We start from the raw sequence: 17253 nt of genomic DNA, 5'->3' as shown, positions 1-17253 counted from the left end.
AGATGAGGAACAAGCAAAAAGGAGGGACTATGTTTTGGAAGGAACCTTTACCATTGCATCAAAATTCAAACCAACAGGTGATCAGCCGGACGCGATAAATACACTGGTCAACTCCATCGAAAGTGGAAACAGAGGACAGACACTTTTAGGGGTGACCGGTTCAGGTAAGACTTTCACCATGGCGAATATTATTGAAAGAACCCAAAGGCCTACCTTGGTCCTGGCACATAATAAGACCCTGGCTGCGCAGCTCACCTCGGAGTTTCGGGAGTTCTTTCCAGACAGTGCCGTGGAGTACTTTGTTTCCTATTATGATTATTATCAGCCAGAAGCCTATGTGGCTCAGACGGATACCTATATTGAAAAAGATTCCTCTATCAACGAGGAAATTGATAAGCTGAGGCACTCCGCGACTTCGGCTCTATTTGAACGCAGAGATGTGATTATTGTCGCGTCTGTTTCTTGTATTTATGGTCTGGGAAATCCGGATGAATACAAGAATCTTTCTATATCATTAAGGCCTGGTATGACCAAGGATAGAGACGACATCATCAGAAAGCTCATTGAGATCCAATATGAAAGAAATGATATTGATTTTGCCAGAGGTTCCTTTCGGGTTCGGGGAGATATTCTCGATGTGATTCCTGCCAATGAGTCCAGCAGAGGCGTCCGTATTGAATTTTTCGGTGATGAAATTGACAGAATCAGAGAGTTTGATGTTCTTACTGGAGAGATTCTCCATGAACTGTCCCATACGGTATTTTTCCCTGCCTCCCACTTTGCCACTTCCTATGAGAATCTGCAACGAGCCATCAAAGAAATCGAGGAAGAGATGGAAGCGAGGGTCCGTGAGCTGAACAGCCAGGACAAGCTTCTGGAAGCGCAGCGTCTGAGACAGAGGACCAACTTTGATATTGAGATGATGATGGAAATGGGATACTGCTCAGGCATCGAGAATTATTCGAGAATTCTCGATGGAAGACCTCCTCATACACCACCCAAGACACTTCTGGATTACTTTCCAGATGATTTCCTCATCTTTATTGATGAAAGTCATGTGACACTTCCTCAGCTTAGGGCGATGTATGCAGGAGACCGGTCCAGAAAACAGAATCTGGTGGAGTATGGATTCCGGCTGCCGTCGGCTTTTGATAACAGACCTTTGAAATTTGAGGAATTTGAAGAAAAAATCAATCAGGTGCTTTTTGTCTCTGCCACACCTTCTGTTTATGAAAAGGAGCATTCTGCTGTCATTGCAGAACAGATCATAAGACCTACAGGTCTACTGGACCCTGAGGTGTTTGTACGGCCTGTGAAGGGACAGATTGATGATCTCTATGGAGAGATCAATAGAACCGTGGAGAAAGGATTTAGAGTCCTCATCACAACACTGACTAAAAGAATGGCTGAGGATCTCACCAAGTATTTCCAGGAACTGCGGGTAAAGGTGACCTATATGCATTCAGACATCGACACCATGGAGCGTATGAGGATCATCAGGGATCTAAGACTTGGTGAGATTGATGTGCTTGTGGGTATCAACCTCTTGAGAGAAGGACTGGATATTCCAGAGGTTGCTCTCGTAGTGATTCTCGATGCAGACAAGGAAGGTTTTTTGCGTTCGGAAACCTCAATGATTCAGACCATCGGCCGTGCTGCCAGAAACAGTGAAAGTAAAGTTATTCTTTATGCTGACACCATCACAAAATCCATGGATCGGGCCATGAAGGAAACAGAACGAAGAAGGAAGCTTCAGGAAGAGTACAATACGAAACATCATATCACGCCAACAACGATCATCAAGGATATTCGTGGCGTTCTGGAAATTTCACAGATTGTGGATGAGGTACAGGAATTTGAGTCTCTGGAAGATGTGGTGAAGTATAATAAAGAGCAGCTGGAGAAAACCATCAAAAAGTTTGAGACTGAAATGTATAAAGCTTCCAAAGATCTGGAGTTTGAAAAAGCTGCGTATCTTAGAGATGAGATTGCAAAACTGAAGAAAGAACTGATCAAGAACAGGAAAGGGTAGCTTTCCGCAGGTAGGAGTAAAATATGAGAAATATTGTCATCAAAGGCGCAAAAGTAAATAACCTGAAGAATATCGATGTGGAGATCCCAAGAGACAAACTGGTGGTTCTGACGGGATTGTCCGGGTCAGGGAAGTCCTCTCTGGCTTTTGACACCCTCTATGCGGAGGGACAGAGAAGATATGTGGAGTCCCTGTCTTCCTATGCAAGGCAGTTTCTGGGTCAGATGGATAAACCGGATGTGGAGTCCATTGAAGGACTCAGCCCTTCCATCGCCATTGATCAGAAAACCACTTCAAAAAATCCGAGATCCACGGTAGGGACCGTTACTGAAATCTATGATTATCTGAGACTTCTCTATGCAAGGTTAGGTGTTCCCCACTGCCCCATCTGCCACCGGGAGATTTCTTCCCAGAGTGTGGACCAGATGGTGGATAAAATCATGGAGCTTCCGGAAAGAACAAGAATCCATGTGCTGGCTCCCATGATCAAAGGGAAAAAGGGAGAGCATGAGAAGATTTTTGAGACCATCAAGAAAACTGGATATGTCCGTGCAAGAATTGATGGGATCATTGTGGACATCACGGAAGAGGAAGTGAAGCTGAAAAAGACCCTGAAACATAACATTGAAGCGGTGGTGGACAGACTGGTCATCCGTGAGGACATCAAAGGAAGACTGACCGAGTCCATAGAACAAGCGCTAAAACTGGGAGAAGGAACGGTCATCATCAGTGTCATCGATGGGGAAGATCAGGTCTTCTCTGAGAAGTTCGCCTGTCCGGAGCATAACATTGGGTTGGAAGAGCTGGAACCAAGGCTTTTCTCCTTTAATGCTCCTTATGGAAAATGCGAGCACTGTGATGGTTTGGGAACACTTCTTGAAATCGATGAGAACCTTGTGATTCCTGACAGAACAAAAAGCATCATGGATGGTGCCATGGCGTCCTGGGGTGACAGTAGACTGAAGGAAGATTCCTGGACCTTTGGGATTCTGCAGGCGCTGTCCAAAGAATATAAATTTGATCTTAATACCCCGATCGAAGATCTGAGCGATGAGATTGTGGACATTCTTCTTTATGGAACCAGAGGCAAAAAGCTTAAAGTGTTCTATACCAAGAATTATTCCAAAGGAGAATACATGTATGCCTATGAAGGGGAAGTGAATAACCTCAAGAGGCGCTATATGGAAAGTGGATCCGATTATATCAAGGGCGAGATTGAGCAGTTTATGAGCAGCAACCCTTGTCCAACCTGTAATGGAGCAAGACTGAAGCCGGAAGTGCTCTCAGTGACCATCGCAGGAAAGAATATTTTTGAATTTACCACCATGAGCATTCAGGAGTCACTGAATTTCATCAGAAACTATGAGCCCACGGAGCGTCAGGTGATGATTGGTGAGCAGATCATGAAGGAAGTAGAAGCCAGGCTGCAGTTTCTGGTGAATGTGGGACTGGATTATCTGAACCTTGCCAGAAATGCGGGAACGCTTTCCGGTGGAGAAGCTCAGAGAATCCGTCTGGCCACCCAGATCGGCTCCAGTCTCATGGGGGTGCTCTACATTCTGGATGAACCGTCCATCGGACTCCACCAAAGAGATAACGATAAGCTCATTGAAACACTGAAAGCGCTGCGGGACAATGGAAACACCCTTGTGGTGGTGGAGCACGACGAAGACACCATCCGAAATGCGGATTATATTGTGGACATTGGACCAGGAGCAGGGGAGCACGGTGGCGAGGTGGTTGCCAAGGGAACTGTGAAGCAGGTCATGAAATCGAAAAAGAGCATTACAGCGAAGTATCTCACAGGAGAGATGAAAATTGAGGTGCCTTCCGAAAGAAGATCTGGTGACGGAACACACATTATTGTAAAAGGTGCGACGGAAAACAATCTGAAGGACATCACTGTGGAATTTCCATTGAGAAAGCTAGTGGCTGTGACGGGGGTTTCCGGATCAGGAAAATCCACCCTAGTCAATGAGATTCTCTATAAAGCTGTGCATCGGAAGGTGAACAAGGCGAGAGTCCTACCGGGAAGACATGATGCAGTGACGGGGATTGAATACATCGATAAGATCATTGACATTGATCAGAGCCCCATTGGAAGAACTCCACGTTCCAATCCTGCCACCTACACCGGGGTCTTTGACAAGATCAGAGATCTCTATGCCAATACTCCGGAAGCCAAGGCGAGAGGATATAAACCAGGCAGATTCTCCTTCAATGTGAAGGGCGGAAGATGTGAAGCCTGCAGTGGAGATGGAATCATCAAGATTGAAATGCAGTTCCTCTCGGATGTCTATGTGCCCTGTGAAATATGTAAGGGAAAGCGCTACAACCGTGAAACCCTGGAAGTGAAATACAAAGGAAAGAACATCGCGGATGTTTTGGAGATGACTGTGGAAGAAGCAGAGCGGTTCTTTGAGAACCTTCCTTCAATCCATAGAAAGATTGAAACTCTTATGGATGTAGGTATGGGCTACGTAAAAATGGGGCAGCCCTCTACGCAGCTTTCTGGCGGAGAAGCTCAGAGAATCAAGCTCGCCTATGAACTTTCTAAAGTCAGTACAGGCCAGACTCTCTATATCCTAGACGAACCCACCACAGGACTTCATACAGATGATGTGAAGAGGCTGAATGAAATACTCCAGAAACTGGTTTCCTTAGGAAATAGTGTCATCGTCATTGAACATAACCTCGATATCATCAAATGCGCAGATCATATTATAGATCTGGGTCCAGAGGGTGGAGACAAAGGGGGTACTCTTGTTGCTGTTGGTACTCCAGAAGAAGTGGCAAAGAATGAGCACTCCTACACGGGACTTTATCTGAAGAAAATGCTGTAAACAAGACTCCTTCTCCAGGGCGGTTTTATTCCGGTCTATTTCTGGAGAGGGAGCCTTTTCTTTATATTTTCTGTAGTTCTTTCACTTTCATGGCATATTCTTCAGACTTTTTGTAGAATAGTAGTAATAGAATTTAGAAGGATTTCAAAGATTCTTCATGTTTTCCTAGTAAAATAGGAATATCAATGCAATGTGCAAGGAGGCTTTATATGGATATTGAACGGTTTATTGGATTGGTTTTTACAGGTTTCTTCGTCCTTATTCTTTTATATATCATCATCCGGTCCCTGATTCTCATGTCAAAAGATATGAATGGACAGGAGGTCATCAGTGAGAAAGCTCTGCAGCTTCTCATCCTGAAGACAGGGGAGAATCATAGATTAAGTGAAGGTGGAAAGTTCAACATCAAAGAAGAGACCACTTTTGGCAGAAAAGAAGACAATACAGTGGTTTTGGAAGATCCTTATGTATCAGGATACCACTTCCGGATTTTCCCCCATGAAGGGCGGTTTGTCATTGAAGACAATGAATCCACCAATGGGACCCTTCTCAATGACAAGAAGCTGACACAGAAGACGTATCTCAAGAGAGATGACGTGATTAAAGTGGGCAATCTCACCATGAAGGTGAAAATGCTCTAGGAGGCTAGAATGAAAGATTCTAAAATCAGAATGCTGATGCCCATTTTTCTTTTGACTTTTGGGCTCTTTTTCAACATTGCCATCTTCCAGCCGGTATTTGATATCGGAGCCATGGTCATGGCAGGCGTCATGTGTGTACTCATTGCCTATGCGCATTTTGTCATCAACAAGTTTTTCGGCAATGGGGACAAGTTCCTCGTAACGTTTGTTTCGGTGCTGCCTGTCATTGGTATCGCGGTACTCTACAGACTGAACCCTTCCATAGCCATCAAACAGGTGCTGTGGTTCATCATCGGTATCAGCACCTATATCTCCCTGGTGATCGTGCTGCCGGATTTGAAACGCTTTATGAAGTTCAGATACCTGTATCTAGTGGGAACTGTGGTTTTCATGGCCATGGCCACCTTCATCGGAGAAACCCGATATGGTGCTAAAAACTGGGTGGACTTAGGATTCATCTCTTTTCAACCATCAGAGTTTGGAAAAATATTCTTTGTTTTCTATCTGGCCAGCAGTCTGAAGGATTTCAAAACTCTGAAATCCCTAATTGAGCCTGGAATTATTGTCCTGGTGTCTATAGGATTCATGGTCCTTCAGAGAGATCTGGGTTCTGCCATGATTTTTGCTTTCATCAGCATCGCCATGATTTTTGCGGCTACATCCAAGGTGAAGTACCTTCTGGCATCCTTCGGTATTGGTGCTGTAGGAGCTGTCTTCAGCTACTATATCTTCCCGCATATCAGAAGACGTGTGATGATTTGGAGAAATCCTTGGGAGTATGCACAGAATGAAAGCTACCAGATTGTTCAGGGACTTTATGCCATGGCGTCAGGTGGTCTCTTTGGAAGCGGTCTTGGACATGGAGCTCCACAGTATATCCCTGTCCGTGAATCGGACTATATCTTTGCGGTGATTGTTGAGGAGCTGGGCATGATTTTTGCCTTCCTCATTCTCATCATCTATTTTCTGATGTTCTATCGGAACATCCGTAGTGCGCTGAAGGCCACGTCCACCTTTACATCCCTCCTGGCGGTAGGGTTTTCTGTAATGATTGCTATGCAGGTCATTGTCATCATCGGTGGTGTGCTGAATATGATTCCCTTAACAGGTATAACACTGCCCTTGATCAGCTACGGTGGAACCTCCATGCTGACGGTATTCTTCAGCCTTGGCATCATTCAGAAAATTTCAGAGGAGGCGGCGTCATGAATGAACTGGAACGAAAAAAAGCACTGAACAGAAATATAAAAGTCATCTCCGCCGTGATCCTTGCCCTTTTTGTGGGTATCATGGGTTATATGCTCTATTTCCATGGGGTCCTAGCAGAAGAGATTGCTGCTAAGCCTGGAAATGTAAGAGAACAGGCCAAAAGAAATGAGATTCTAAGAGGTACTATTTTCGATAGAAACGGAAAAGTGCTGACCTATAGTGAACGGCAAGCGGACAACACACAGAAACGAATCTATCAGGGAGCTGAAGCATTTGCTCAGGTCCTCGGGTATGAACAGAGAAATACCGTCACAGGGCTGGAATATGCCCTGGATGACATCCTGACGAAGGATGAGTTTGTCTTTGACTTCTCGAAAGAAGGTTTTCTGGAAATGCTGAAGGATCCTTCTTCAATTTTGAACAGAACCAAAGAAGGGAACAGTGTCGTCACAACTTTAGATCAGGAGCTCCAGTGGAGAGCCTATGATCTTCTGGGAGATGAACTGGGAGAAAAAGGAGCCATTGTGGCCATGAATCCTAAAACAGGGGAAATTTTGGCCATGGTGAACAGACCCAGCTATGATCCCAATGGACTGAAAGAAAACTATGCCTCTCTCAATGAGAAGCAGTATGATGATGGAGTATTCTTAAATACTGCAGCCAGAGGAAGTTATGCGCCTGGTTCTACCTATAAAATCATCACGCTTCTTGCCGCTCTGGAAAAGCTGGATGGTATAGAGGAAAGAACCTTCAAAGACAATGGAGAACTTAAAGTAAACGTGGGGAATAATCTCCCCAACATCAATGGAACTCCTCATGGCAACATTAAGCTGAAGGAAGCTTTTGCGGTGTCCTCCAATGTGGTGTTTGGCACCCTGGCCATCGAGCTTGGCGGAGAATCCTTGGCAGAAGTGGTGGAGCGGTTCGGATTCAACAAGGAGCAGTCCTTCCCCTTCCTCAATATGAGTACTTCCAAAGCGCCCAAATATCCTAAAAATGAGGATGGTGCATTGGCTGCTTCTGGAGTGGGACAGACAGGCGTTTCGGCCTCTCCCCTTCAGATGGCCATGGTGGCCTCTGCCATAGCCAATGATGGAAACCTCATGACTCCGATGATTGTGAATTCTGTACTGAAGTATGATGGAACCCAGAAAGAAAAGTTTGCACCGAAACTGTACAATACCGTGGCGGATACAGAGACCGCCCAGACGGTGAAAACCTTTATGAAAAATAATGTGGACAGCAGCAGAAATGAGACCATGAAAGCCTTGGCAAAACTGAGAGGTGCTGGAAAGACAGGAACAGCACAGGACTTCTACCAGAAGACCGACGGCACGAAAATTGATGTGGTGAATTCCTGGTTTGTGGGCTTTGCCCCCTATGAGGATCCCCAGATTGCTGTGGCAGTGGTGATTCTGGATGGCGGTTCAGGTGGTGGAAAAGCCGCCTCCATCGCCACAGAGCTCATGCGCTGGTACACAGAAAACAGGTGATGAAGTGTTTGATTTTGACTATCAGCTGAGTATACTCCCGGATAATCCGGGCGTATACCTTATGAAAAATGAGTTAGGTGAGATTATCTATGTAGGGAAAGCAAAGAATCTCAAAAAGAGAGTGAAGTCGTATTTTCTGAACTCCAAAAATCACTCGGAAAAAACCAGAGTTATGGTCAGTAAAGTGGCGGAGTTTGAGTATATTCTCACGGACAGTGAGATGGAAGCTCTGATTCTTGAGATGAACCTCATTAAAAAATACAGTCCGCGATATAATGTGCTGCTGAAAGATGACAAGCACTTTCCCTTCATTAAGATCACCACCAATGAGGATTTTCCGAGGGTTTACGTGACAAGGACCTTTGCCAAAGATGGGAACCGGTATTTCGGTCCCTACACCGATGCCACGGCGGTCCATGAAACCCTCGATACTATTAAGAAAATCTATCCTATCCGGACCTGTAAAAGAATTATCCTGGAGTTCGGAGAAAGGACAAAGCCATGCCTGAATTACCACCTAGGTCTTTGTAAAGCTCCCTGTGCGGGATATATTTCGAAGGAAGAGTATGGTTTTATGATTGAAGACATCATTCGTCTTCTGGAAGGAAAAGATGTGAAAATCAAAAAGAGTCTCAAGGATGAAATGATGGAAGCTGCCGAAAAGCTTGATTTCGAACGTGCTGCAGGACTTCGGGACAAACTTCTTTCCATTGAGAAGACAGTGCAGAAGCAGAAGATTTTCACAGGAAGAATCGACGACGAGGACTATATTGGTCTGTTCAAGGACGACGAGGATGTCTCCGTTCAGGTTTTCAATGTCCGGGACGGAAAGCTCATGGGCAGAGAGCATCATATTCTGAAAGGCTTTGCCAAGGAAGAAGATGAGATCATTCTCATGGACTTTATGAAGAGCTATTACAGTGGTACCGCTTTTGTGCCTAAGAGTATTTATACTAGGGTTGAGATTACAGAAGAGGTTCTTCAGAAATGGCTTGAGATGAGAAGAGGAAAGGGTGTTCTTCTCCATGCACCCAAAAGAGGAGAGAAACTCAATATGCTCACCTTGGCAGAGAGCAATGCCAGGGCCACCATGGAGCAGTTCAAGGAGAAGATTCTCAGTGAGTACGAGAGCAATATGGAAGCTCTGACAGATCTTGCCACACTGCTGGAACTTGAAGATCTGCCTCATAGGCTGGAAGCCTATGACATTTCGAACATCCAAGGGGTGGATTCCGTTGGTACAATGGTGGTCTATGAAGACCACAAGTTTAAAAAGAGTGATTACCGAAGATTCAAGATTAAAACGGTGAAGGGCGCCAACGACTACGATTCCATGAGGGAAATTCTCACCAGGCGATTCCAGCGTGGACTCAATGAGATCCGCGAGATACAAGCTCAGAAGCTGGATTATCAGGGTGGAAAGTTCTCGATTTTTCCAGATCTGATCATCATGGATGGCGGAAAAGGTCAGGTGAACATTGCTTTAGGAGTAATGCAGGAGCTGGGGCTGGAAATTCCAGTTATGGGTCTTGTGAAGGATGATGCACACAGGACAAGAGGTATCATCTATAACAATGTGGAATATGGACTGAGAGACCGCAAGGAGGCTAGAAACCTCCTCACAAGGATCCAGGACGAAGTCCATCGGTTTGCCATCACCTATCATAGAACTCTACGGGATAAAAGAACACTTCACTCCATTCTGGAAGATATTCCTCGGGTGGGAGAGAGAAGAAGAAAGAATCTTATGATGAAGTTCGGCTCCATTGAAGCCATTAGAGGGGCTTCTTTGGAAGAGCTGAAAAAAACTCCAGGCATTGATCTGGAAACTGCCAAAAGCATCCACAGCTATTTTCATGGCAGAATAGAAAAAGAGGCAGGTTCAGCGATGAATCCGCAGTCTGAATGATGGAAATCTGCAAGGGGTTTAAATCACGAGCAGGAAAAAATTCACAATTATTTTTCTCGTCATGATTCCTTAACTATTTAGTCAAAGAAGAGCGCTATGATAGGGATAGAGACATAGATACATAGAGTTTCAAGTAACACTTGTATTTCATTCTGTGCGAATGCCTATTTATTTCTTCCGCAGGATTGTGTATAATGCATAGATGGAATGAACTGTAAGGAGCACTGATGATGAACAAATATTTGTATGCCTATGAAGATTTGGCATCGATCCTCACCAAAGAGGAAATTTTACTGGATGAACCCATGAGAAACCATACCTGGTTTGAGATTGGCGGAACTGCAGATGTACTGGTTATACCGAATTCTGTGGATAAACTGGTTCATATTATTGAATACGTAAGAAAGAAAGACATCCCCACTTTCCTTATTGGAAATGGATCAAACCTTCTGGTGAAAGATGGCGGAATCCGGGGGATCGTCATTAAAACAGATAAAATCAACGGCATCATGGTTAAAGAAGATACCATCGTCGCTGAATGCGGAGCGCTTCTGGAAGATATTTCCAAAAAAGCCCTTGATGCAAGCCTCACAGGATTTGAGTTTGCCTGTGGTATTCCAGGAACTCTGGGCGGAGCGGTGTTCATGAACGCTGGAGCCTATGATGGAGAAATGTCTTTTGTGCTGGAAAGTGTCCGGGTTATTACAAAAGACCTGAGAGTGATTACACTGAAAAAAGAAAGTCTGGAGATGGGGTACCGCACTTCTATCATCAAGACGGAGAACTATGTGGTGCTGGATGCAGTAATCAAGCTCTCACCAGGCAGAGTAGAGGACATCAAGGAGAAAATTGATGATCTTACCCATAGAAGAGAAGAGCGTCAGCCGCTGGAATTCCCATCAGCTGGAAGCACTTTTAAGAGACCAACAGGACATTATGCGGGAAAACTGATTCAGGATGCAGGTCTGAAAGGATATCAGATTGGCGGTGCTCAGGTTTCTGAAAAACACAGCGGATTTGTCATCAACAAAGACCATGCAGAAGCGAAAGATGTTCTTAATCTCATCAGCTATATTCAGTCCACCGTCATGGATAAGTTCAACGTTGAGCTTTGTACTGAAGTGCTCATTGTTGGAGAAGACTAATTATTGATTTTAACAGTTTGGAAGGTTTGGCTCTTTAATGGAGTATACCTTCCTTTTTTTGTCTGAATCTGGTACAGGCAGTATGAAATTCCTGGGTTGATTGCCATGGGCACATAAGGTATCATGGAGGTATACGATTTCATTCAAGGGGGAAGAAAATGGAGTTTAGAATCAGAGAAGAGATCAAGGCGATGAAACGCTATGTGGCGGGAAAACCAATTTCTGAGGTCAAGCGTGAACTGGGGCTGGAGACTGTTGTTAAAATGGCATCCAATGAAAATCCCATGGGTGCCAGTCCAAAGGTAAAGGAAATGATGAGAAGGACACTGGAAGACATCAGCCTTTATCCGGATTCTGGATCCTATGGCTTACGCCATGAACTGAGCCTCCGGACAGGAAGAGCCATGGAAGAGATCATCATCGGAGGGGGCTCAGATTCGCTGATTAAAGTGATTTCGTCTACCTTTCTGTATCCAGGGGATGAAATTATCATGGGGGAGCATTCCTTCTCACGTTATGAAGATAATGCAAAGCTCATGGGCGCAAAGGTTGTAAAAACTTCTATGGAAGATCTGGCCCTGCAGCTGGATTTGATGCTGGAGGCTGTGTCCGACAAAACAAAGATCATCTATCTTTGTAATCCAAACAACCCCACAGGATCATCCTTTGGAAAAGAGGAACTGGAAGGTTTTTTACATAGAGTACCCTCTACAGTGATGGTTATTCTAGACGAAGCATACAGAGAGTATGTGACAAGAGAAGACTACTTCGATGCTCTGAGCTATCTAGATGACTATAAAAATCTCATCGTGCTGAGAACCTTCTCCAAGGCCTATGGTATGGCTTCACTGAGAGTAGGCTACGGATTTGCAGATCCTGAGCTCATCGGATATTTCTACCGGGTGGTGGATCCCTTTGATGTGAATCTCTTTGCCCAGGAAGCCGCAGTGGCAGCCCTTCAAGATGAAGAGTTCTTAAATGAAGTAGTGACGGAAAACACCAGAGGAAAAGAGTTCTTCTACAAGGAGCTGGAAGAGCTTGGTCAGCCCTATGTGGTGACGGATGCGAACTTTATTCTCTGGGATACCCAAAGAGATGATATGGAGATTTTCAGAAGACTCATGCAGAAAGGATACATCATAAGACCTGGCGGATTCCTTGGGATTCCAGGTCATATCCGAGTATCTATTTCCACCATGGACCACAACATCGGATTTATGAAGGTGTACAAAGAAGTCTTAGAAGAAATGGACGGCAACTAAAGGAGGAGTATACTTGGACAATCAGAAACCCCGGGACAAAAAGAAAATATCTCCGGAACGAAAAGGTCTGTACTATACAGGCATGGCAATGATGGGTATTGGTATCATCCTCTTCATGTCTGTCTTTTTCATCGCCTTTACGGGAGACCCTTTTGCCTATGAAGGAAACTTCATGCAAAATGGATTCTACGGGTTTATTCTAATCGGTGCGGGGACTTTTGTGATGAATCTAGGTGCTAGAGGTGCTGCAGGTTCTGGTCTTGTGCTCGACCCTGAAAAAGCCAGAGAAGATCTGACGCCTTATACGAAAGCCGCTGGCGGCATGCTGAAAGATGCTCTGGAAGAGATTGATCTTCCTTCGGTGAAAAGCGGTGAGAAGGAAGTGGTGAGAGTCCGCTGCATCCATTGCAGAGCTCTGAATGAAGAAGATGCCAGGTTCTGCAAGAACTGCGGCAAAGAAATGTAGAAACTTGGAAGGGTGTGCTCTAAAAGAGAGTCATCCTTCTTTTTTTATACCTGTGGTATAATGAAAGGAAAAGTGATGTGCTATATTATAGAGTAAAGAAATCATAGTAAAGATACAGGTGTGAAAGATGAAGATCAAAGACTGGCTTAACATGGGCGTAGGACTGAAAAGATGGTTTGGACTGGGGATTGTAGGCATAGGACTTCTTATATTTGCGATCATAGAGCTTATTTTCAGACGCTTTGGCGAAGAAGCCTACAGCGTCTATTATGTGTATCTTCTGATACTCGGGGCTTCTACCCTGTATGTATCTACAGCGGAGCTCATCAAAAGTTTCATGAGTCTCGTGCAGGATGGTCTTATTCATTTCAATATGGACTCCAGAGAAATCGGAAGCCTTATTCATGACAAGAAGCTTCTGGTCCAGGGACCAAGGGTGGTCATTATTGGTGGAGGAACAGGTCTTTCCACCATCCTGAAAGGCATCAAGAACTACACAAACAATATTACAGCTGTGGTGACTGTGGCCGATGACGGAGGCGGCTCAGGTGCGCTTAGGGATGATCTTGGCATCCTGCCTCCTGGAGACATCAGAAACTGTCTGGTGGCCCTTGCCAATACAGAGCCTCTTATGGAGGAGCTTATGCAGTACCGTTTTAAAGATGGTACGCTGAAAGGACAAAGCTTTGGCAATCTTTTTCTGGCGGCCATGGATGGAGTCTCAGACAACTTTGAGGATGCAGTGCAGAAGATGGCCAGTGTCCTTGCCATCACTGGAAAGGTGCTCCCTGTGACCTTAGATAATGTGAAGATTCATGCGGTGCTGGACAACAACCAGCTGGTGGTGGGAGAGTCCCATATTCCAGATGTGAGCATCAAAGAAGGCGCGAGGATTCAAAGGCTCTATATTGTACCAGAGGATGCAGAGGCGTTAGAAGATGTGAAAAATGAAATCCTACGGGCAGATGCCATCATTTTAGGCCCGGGCTCCCTGTACACCTCGGTTATTCCAAACCTGCTGGTGAAAGGTGTGCCTGAAGCCATCAAAAAGAGCAGAGGCAGGAAGATTTACATTGCCAATGTCATGACTCAGCCGGGAGAAACGGATGGCTTTAAAGTATCGGATCACCTGAAAGCTCTGTATACCCATGGGGACATTGGTCCACTAGACTACGTTTTTGCCAATGATATGAAAATCAGAAATGACCATCTTCGGGACAAGTATCATAGGATGAACCAGTTTGAAGTGGAGATCGATTATGAGAATCTCAAAGAAGAGCCTTTCAAGCTGATTCAGGGTGACTTCATCAAACCAAGGGAATCTTCTGTGCGTCATGACGCGGATAAGCTTTCTCAAAAGCTCATGGAGATTATTCTGGAGGAGACCTTGGTCAGTGATAAGAAACGAATTCTGGAGTATGTGGCGCTCTCTGGAAAACTCAAAGGGAAGAAGCAAACTGTGTGACAAATAGATGGGACCGGAAATCTTTGAGTTCAATATCAAAGACTTCCGGTCTAATTTTATGCGAAGCGAAGGGTTCTTATGCGATGCACCAGGGGTGGTTTATGATATAATTGAAGGGTCAGCTGTACTAAAACTGTCTTGAAAAATACAGAAGATACAGAGAATTATCGAACTATAATAAAACAGGCTGGTGAGTTGTATGTCTTTTTCCTCTACAGTTAAAAATGAAATCACTAAAAATACAGAGATTACAAGGGCAGAGATCATTGCTCTTCTATCCGCCATCATGCGTCTTTCTGGGACGCTGGCTTTTGGGTCAGCGAAGCTGTCTTTTAAAATCACCACTGAAAATCCTTCTACAGCGAGGTTTATTTTCAAGCTTCTCAAGGACCATCTGAAGATTCACGGAAGGCTTCTTGTGAAAAAATCTGGATCTCTCAAGAAAAACAATGTTTATGTCATCGTCATTTCGGAAGATATGGGTCTTCGGGAACTTCTTCTGGAGACCGGAATACTGAAGGAGGAAGAAGGTGCGATGGGACTGAACTACTCCATCAGCCCCAATCTGGTACATACGGATGCCTTGAAGAAAGCCTATATCAAAGGTTCCTTTCTGGGATCAGGCAGTGTATCAAATCCAGAGAAAGCCTATCATCTGGAGTTTGTTGTGAACTCTCTGGAGCTTGCGGAGGAGCTGAAAGAGCTCATCAATTCCTATGGGCTGACCTCGAAGGTCATTGCCAGAAAGAACTCCCATATCGTCTACCTAAAAGAGGGAGAGCAGATTGTGGATATTCTTTCTATCATCGGCGCTTACAACAGCCTTTTTGAATTCGAAAATGTCCGTATTGTCAAAGATATGAGAAACAATGTGAACCGTTTGGTGAACTGTGAGACAGCGAACCTTTCAAAAACCGTCAACGCCGCGGTACGCCAAGTAGAGTCTATAAAACTTATTGAGAAAGAAATTGGTCTTGGAAGACTTTCAAAGCCCCTGCGTGATATTGCAGAGCTGCGCATTGAATATCCGGATGAGTCCCTGAAGGAGCTTGGGGAAATGCTGAATCCTCCTGTGGGAAAGTCCGGTGTGAATCATAGATTGAGGAAAATAGAAAAGATAGCAGATGAACTGAGAAAGGGAGGACTCTAATGGCGAAGATTGACCGTATCATGGAACATATCAAAGAAATGCAGCTGGGCACGAAGCTTTCCGTCAGAACCTTGGCAAAAGACCGGGGAGTGAGTGATGCCACGGCTTATAAAGCCATTAAGCTCATGGAGGAGGAAGGGTATCTGGAAACTCTTCCAAGAACAGGAACCATCCGTGTAGAGAGTGAGAAGGAAAAGAAGATTGAATCCATCACCTATAACGAGATCATCCGGATTGTGGATGGCGAGCTTCTAGGGGGGAAAGATGGGGTTGAAAAGACCATCTACCGGTTCAACATCGGAGCCATGACCATGGAAGCCATGAAAAAGTACCTCACAGTTGGGGGACTCCTCATTGTGGGCAACCGGGATGAAGTGCACAGTCTTGCGCTCAATATGGGTGTTGGCGTTCTCATCACCGGTGGCTTCAAAGCTACTGAGAAGAATGTGGCCCTGGCGGACAGGCTGAAGATTCCAATCATCTCCTGTTCCTATGACACATTCACCACAGCATCCATGATCAATCGTGGTATTTCAGAAAATCTCATCAAACAGACCATTCCCTATGTCAAAGACATCATCCAGAAGGAAACCTATCATCTGACGGTGCGGGACACCATCCATGACTATATCAGGCTTTCTGAGCGTTCTGGCCATGAGAAGTTTCCAGTGGTGGATGAGAAAATGGTGGTCCAGGGTATCATCACTCCAAAGGAAACCCTTGGCAGAGAAGAAAGTGATCGGGTGGGAGAGGTGCTCCGTAAGGTGAATCTTTCTGTGACGCCCAAGACCACGGTATCCTATGTGGCCCACATCATGGACTGGGAAAATCTTCCACTATGCCCCGTCACTGAAGACGGAGTTCTTGTGGGTGTCATTACGAGAACAGACATCCTGAAAGCCCTTCAGGAGCGTCATATGAAACCCATGGAAACAGACACCATGGAGGACAAGATCATACGGCACTTGACGGTGGAAAAAAGAGAAGGAAAGTTCTACTATAGTGGCGTGGTAACGGCAGAATTTCTGGATCCCTTGGGTAATGCTTCAAGAGGACTCCTTTCCATGCTTATGTCAAAGACTGCCATCTCACATCTGCAGAACCAGTACTACAGCTGCAGCTTGGATAAATGCGCTACGGACTTTTATGAAGTGCTGGGCATTGATGCGAAGTTCACCATGGAGATCAACATCATCAAGACATCTAAGCTCCACTCAAAAGTAGATGTGAACCTGAAGTCAAGAGACAAGCTCATTGCCACATCCAGACTCAGTATCCTGCATACGCTGGATGAGTAAGTAAGAATGTGTAAAGAAAGTACATGTAGTAAATAGGGGGAAATTATATGTTTTATCATGTTGTGATGTTCAAATTAAAGGAAAATTCCAAAGAAAATATGGAAAAGGCAAAGGGGCTGCTTCTGGCCATGGAGGGGGAAATCCCTCAGCTGAAGCATCTGGTGGTAGGTCAAGATGAGCTGTTCACGGGAAGAAGCTACGACATCTGCCTCATTTCAGGCTTTGACTCTAAAGAAGCCATGGATGAGTATCAGGTGCATCCTTACCATGTGGATCAGGTGCTGGCGCACTTAAGACCGATGCTTTTAGACTCCAAAGCCTGTGACTTCAGCGCATAGGA

Annotated in this window: 13 protein-coding genes; all 13 read left to right on the top strand. The window is 45.0% G+C overall.

Annotation, left to right across the window (positions count from 1 at the left end; genetic code table 11):
* The first annotated feature begins 34 nt into the window (after window positions 1-34).
* The 13 genes from uvrB to T487_RS0104580 all read left to right on the top strand — a co-directional run bounded on the left by uvrB (window position 35) and on the right by T487_RS0104580 (window position 17251).
* Complete coding sequence (uvrB, locus tag T487_RS0104640) at window positions 35-2032, top strand: excinuclease ABC subunit UvrB (protein WP_031574601.1); 1998 nt, start codon at window positions 35-37, stop codon at window positions 2030-2032.
* Between the two features lie 23 nt (window positions 2033-2055).
* A complete protein-coding gene (uvrA, locus tag T487_RS0104635) occupies window positions 2056-4875 on the top strand; it encodes an excinuclease ABC subunit UvrA (RefSeq protein ID WP_031574600.1) in 2820 nt (939 codons plus the stop codon).
* Between the two features lie 209 nt (window positions 4876-5084).
* Window positions 5085-5516, top strand: a complete 432-nt coding sequence (locus T487_RS16380) for an FHA domain-containing protein (protein WP_031574599.1) — start codon at window positions 5085-5087, stop codon at window positions 5514-5516.
* A 9-nt stretch (window positions 5517-5525) separates the two neighbouring features.
* A complete protein-coding gene (locus T487_RS0104625; protein WP_031574597.1) occupies window positions 5526-6725 on the top strand; it encodes an FtsW/RodA/SpoVE family cell cycle protein in 1200 nt (399 codons plus the stop codon).
* Window positions 6722-8218 carry a peptidoglycan D,D-transpeptidase FtsI family protein gene (locus T487_RS0104620; protein WP_031574594.1) on the top strand — a complete coding sequence of 499 codons (1497 nt, stop codon included), beginning with the start codon at window positions 6722-6724 and terminating at the stop codon, window positions 8216-8218. Before T487_RS0104625 ends, T487_RS0104620 begins: the two co-directional genes overlap by 4 nt.
* Before the next feature lie 4 nt (window positions 8219-8222).
* Window positions 8223-10127, top strand: a complete 1905-nt coding sequence (gene uvrC, locus T487_RS0104615) for an excinuclease ABC subunit UvrC (RefSeq protein WP_051651499.1) — start codon at window positions 8223-8225, stop codon at window positions 10125-10127.
* Window positions 10128-10357: 230 nt separating this feature from the next.
* Window positions 10358-11272, top strand: a complete 915-nt coding sequence (gene murB / locus T487_RS0104610) for a UDP-N-acetylmuramate dehydrogenase (RefSeq protein ID WP_031574588.1) — start codon at window positions 10358-10360, stop codon at window positions 11270-11272.
* A gap of 158 nt (window positions 11273-11430) precedes the next feature.
* Window positions 11431-12534, top strand: a complete 1104-nt coding sequence (hisC, locus tag T487_RS0104605; protein ID WP_031574585.1) for a histidinol-phosphate transaminase — start codon at window positions 11431-11433, stop codon at window positions 12532-12534.
* A 13-nt stretch (window positions 12535-12547) separates the two neighbouring features.
* The gene (locus T487_RS0104600) at window positions 12548-13000 is read left to right on the top strand and encodes a zinc ribbon domain-containing protein (RefSeq protein WP_031574583.1); all 453 of its coding nucleotides are present in this window, start codon (window positions 12548-12550) and stop codon (window positions 12998-13000) included.
* Between the two features lie 127 nt (window positions 13001-13127).
* Window positions 13128-14465 (top strand): gluconeogenesis factor YvcK family protein, encoded by a 1338-nt coding sequence (locus T487_RS0104595; RefSeq protein ID WP_031574581.1) that lies wholly within the window; start codon window positions 13128-13130, stop codon window positions 14463-14465.
* 199 nt (window positions 14466-14664) lie between these two features.
* Window positions 14665-15615 carry a DNA-binding protein WhiA gene (whiA, locus tag T487_RS0104590; protein ID WP_031574579.1) on the top strand — a complete coding sequence of 317 codons (951 nt, stop codon included), beginning with the start codon at window positions 14665-14667 and terminating at the stop codon, window positions 15613-15615.
* Window positions 15615-16913, top strand: coding sequence for a DRTGG domain-containing protein (locus T487_RS0104585; protein WP_031574576.1), 1299 nt, complete (start codon window positions 15615-15617; stop codon window positions 16911-16913). The genes whiA and T487_RS0104585 overlap by 1 nt, the downstream gene beginning before the upstream one ends.
* 47 nt (window positions 16914-16960) lie before the next feature.
* A complete protein-coding gene (locus T487_RS0104580; RefSeq protein WP_031574572.1) occupies window positions 16961-17251 on the top strand; it encodes a Dabb family protein in 291 nt (96 codons plus the stop codon).
* Window positions 17252-17253 lie beyond the last annotated feature (2 nt).

It is taken from the genome of Proteiniclasticum ruminis DSM 24773 (assembly GCF_000701905.1).
Lineage (GTDB): Bacteria > Bacillota > Clostridia > Clostridiales > Clostridiaceae > Proteiniclasticum > Proteiniclasticum ruminis.
Note: the sequence above shows the minus strand (reverse complement) of the source record. Positions and strands in the feature narration are given on the sequence as shown.

Bases quoted from the DNA above. Each gene is read 5' to 3' on its own strand.
- T487_RS0104625 (WP_031574597.1), top strand. From the start codon at position 5,526: ATGAAAGATTCTAAAATCAGAATGCTGATGCCCATTTTTCTTTTGACT.
- murB (WP_031574588.1), top strand. From the start codon at position 10,358: ATGAACAAATATTTGTATGCCTATGAAGATTTGGCATCGATCCTCACC.
- T487_RS0104585 (WP_031574576.1), top strand. From the start codon at position 15,615: ATGGCGAAGATTGACCGTATCATGGAACATATCAAAGAAATGCAGCTG.
- T487_RS0104595 (WP_031574581.1), top strand. From the start codon at position 13,128: ATGAAGATCAAAGACTGGCTTAACATGGGCGTAGGACTGAAAAGATGG.
- T487_RS16380 (WP_031574599.1), top strand. From the start codon at position 5,085: ATGGATATTGAACGGTTTATTGGATTGGTTTTTACAGGTTTCTTCGTC.
- hisC (WP_031574585.1), top strand. From the start codon at position 11,431: ATGGAGTTTAGAATCAGAGAAGAGATCAAGGCGATGAAACGCTATGTG.
- whiA (WP_031574579.1), top strand. From the start codon at position 14,665: ATGTCTTTTTCCTCTACAGTTAAAAATGAAATCACTAAAAATACAGAG.
- T487_RS0104580 (WP_031574572.1), top strand. From the start codon at position 16,961: ATGTTTTATCATGTTGTGATGTTCAAATTAAAGGAAAATTCCAAAGAA.
- T487_RS0104620 (WP_031574594.1), top strand. From the start codon at position 6,722: ATGAATGAACTGGAACGAAAAAAAGCACTGAACAGAAATATAAAAGTC.
- uvrA (WP_031574600.1), top strand. From the start codon at position 2,056: ATGAGAAATATTGTCATCAAAGGCGCAAAAGTAAATAACCTGAAGAAT.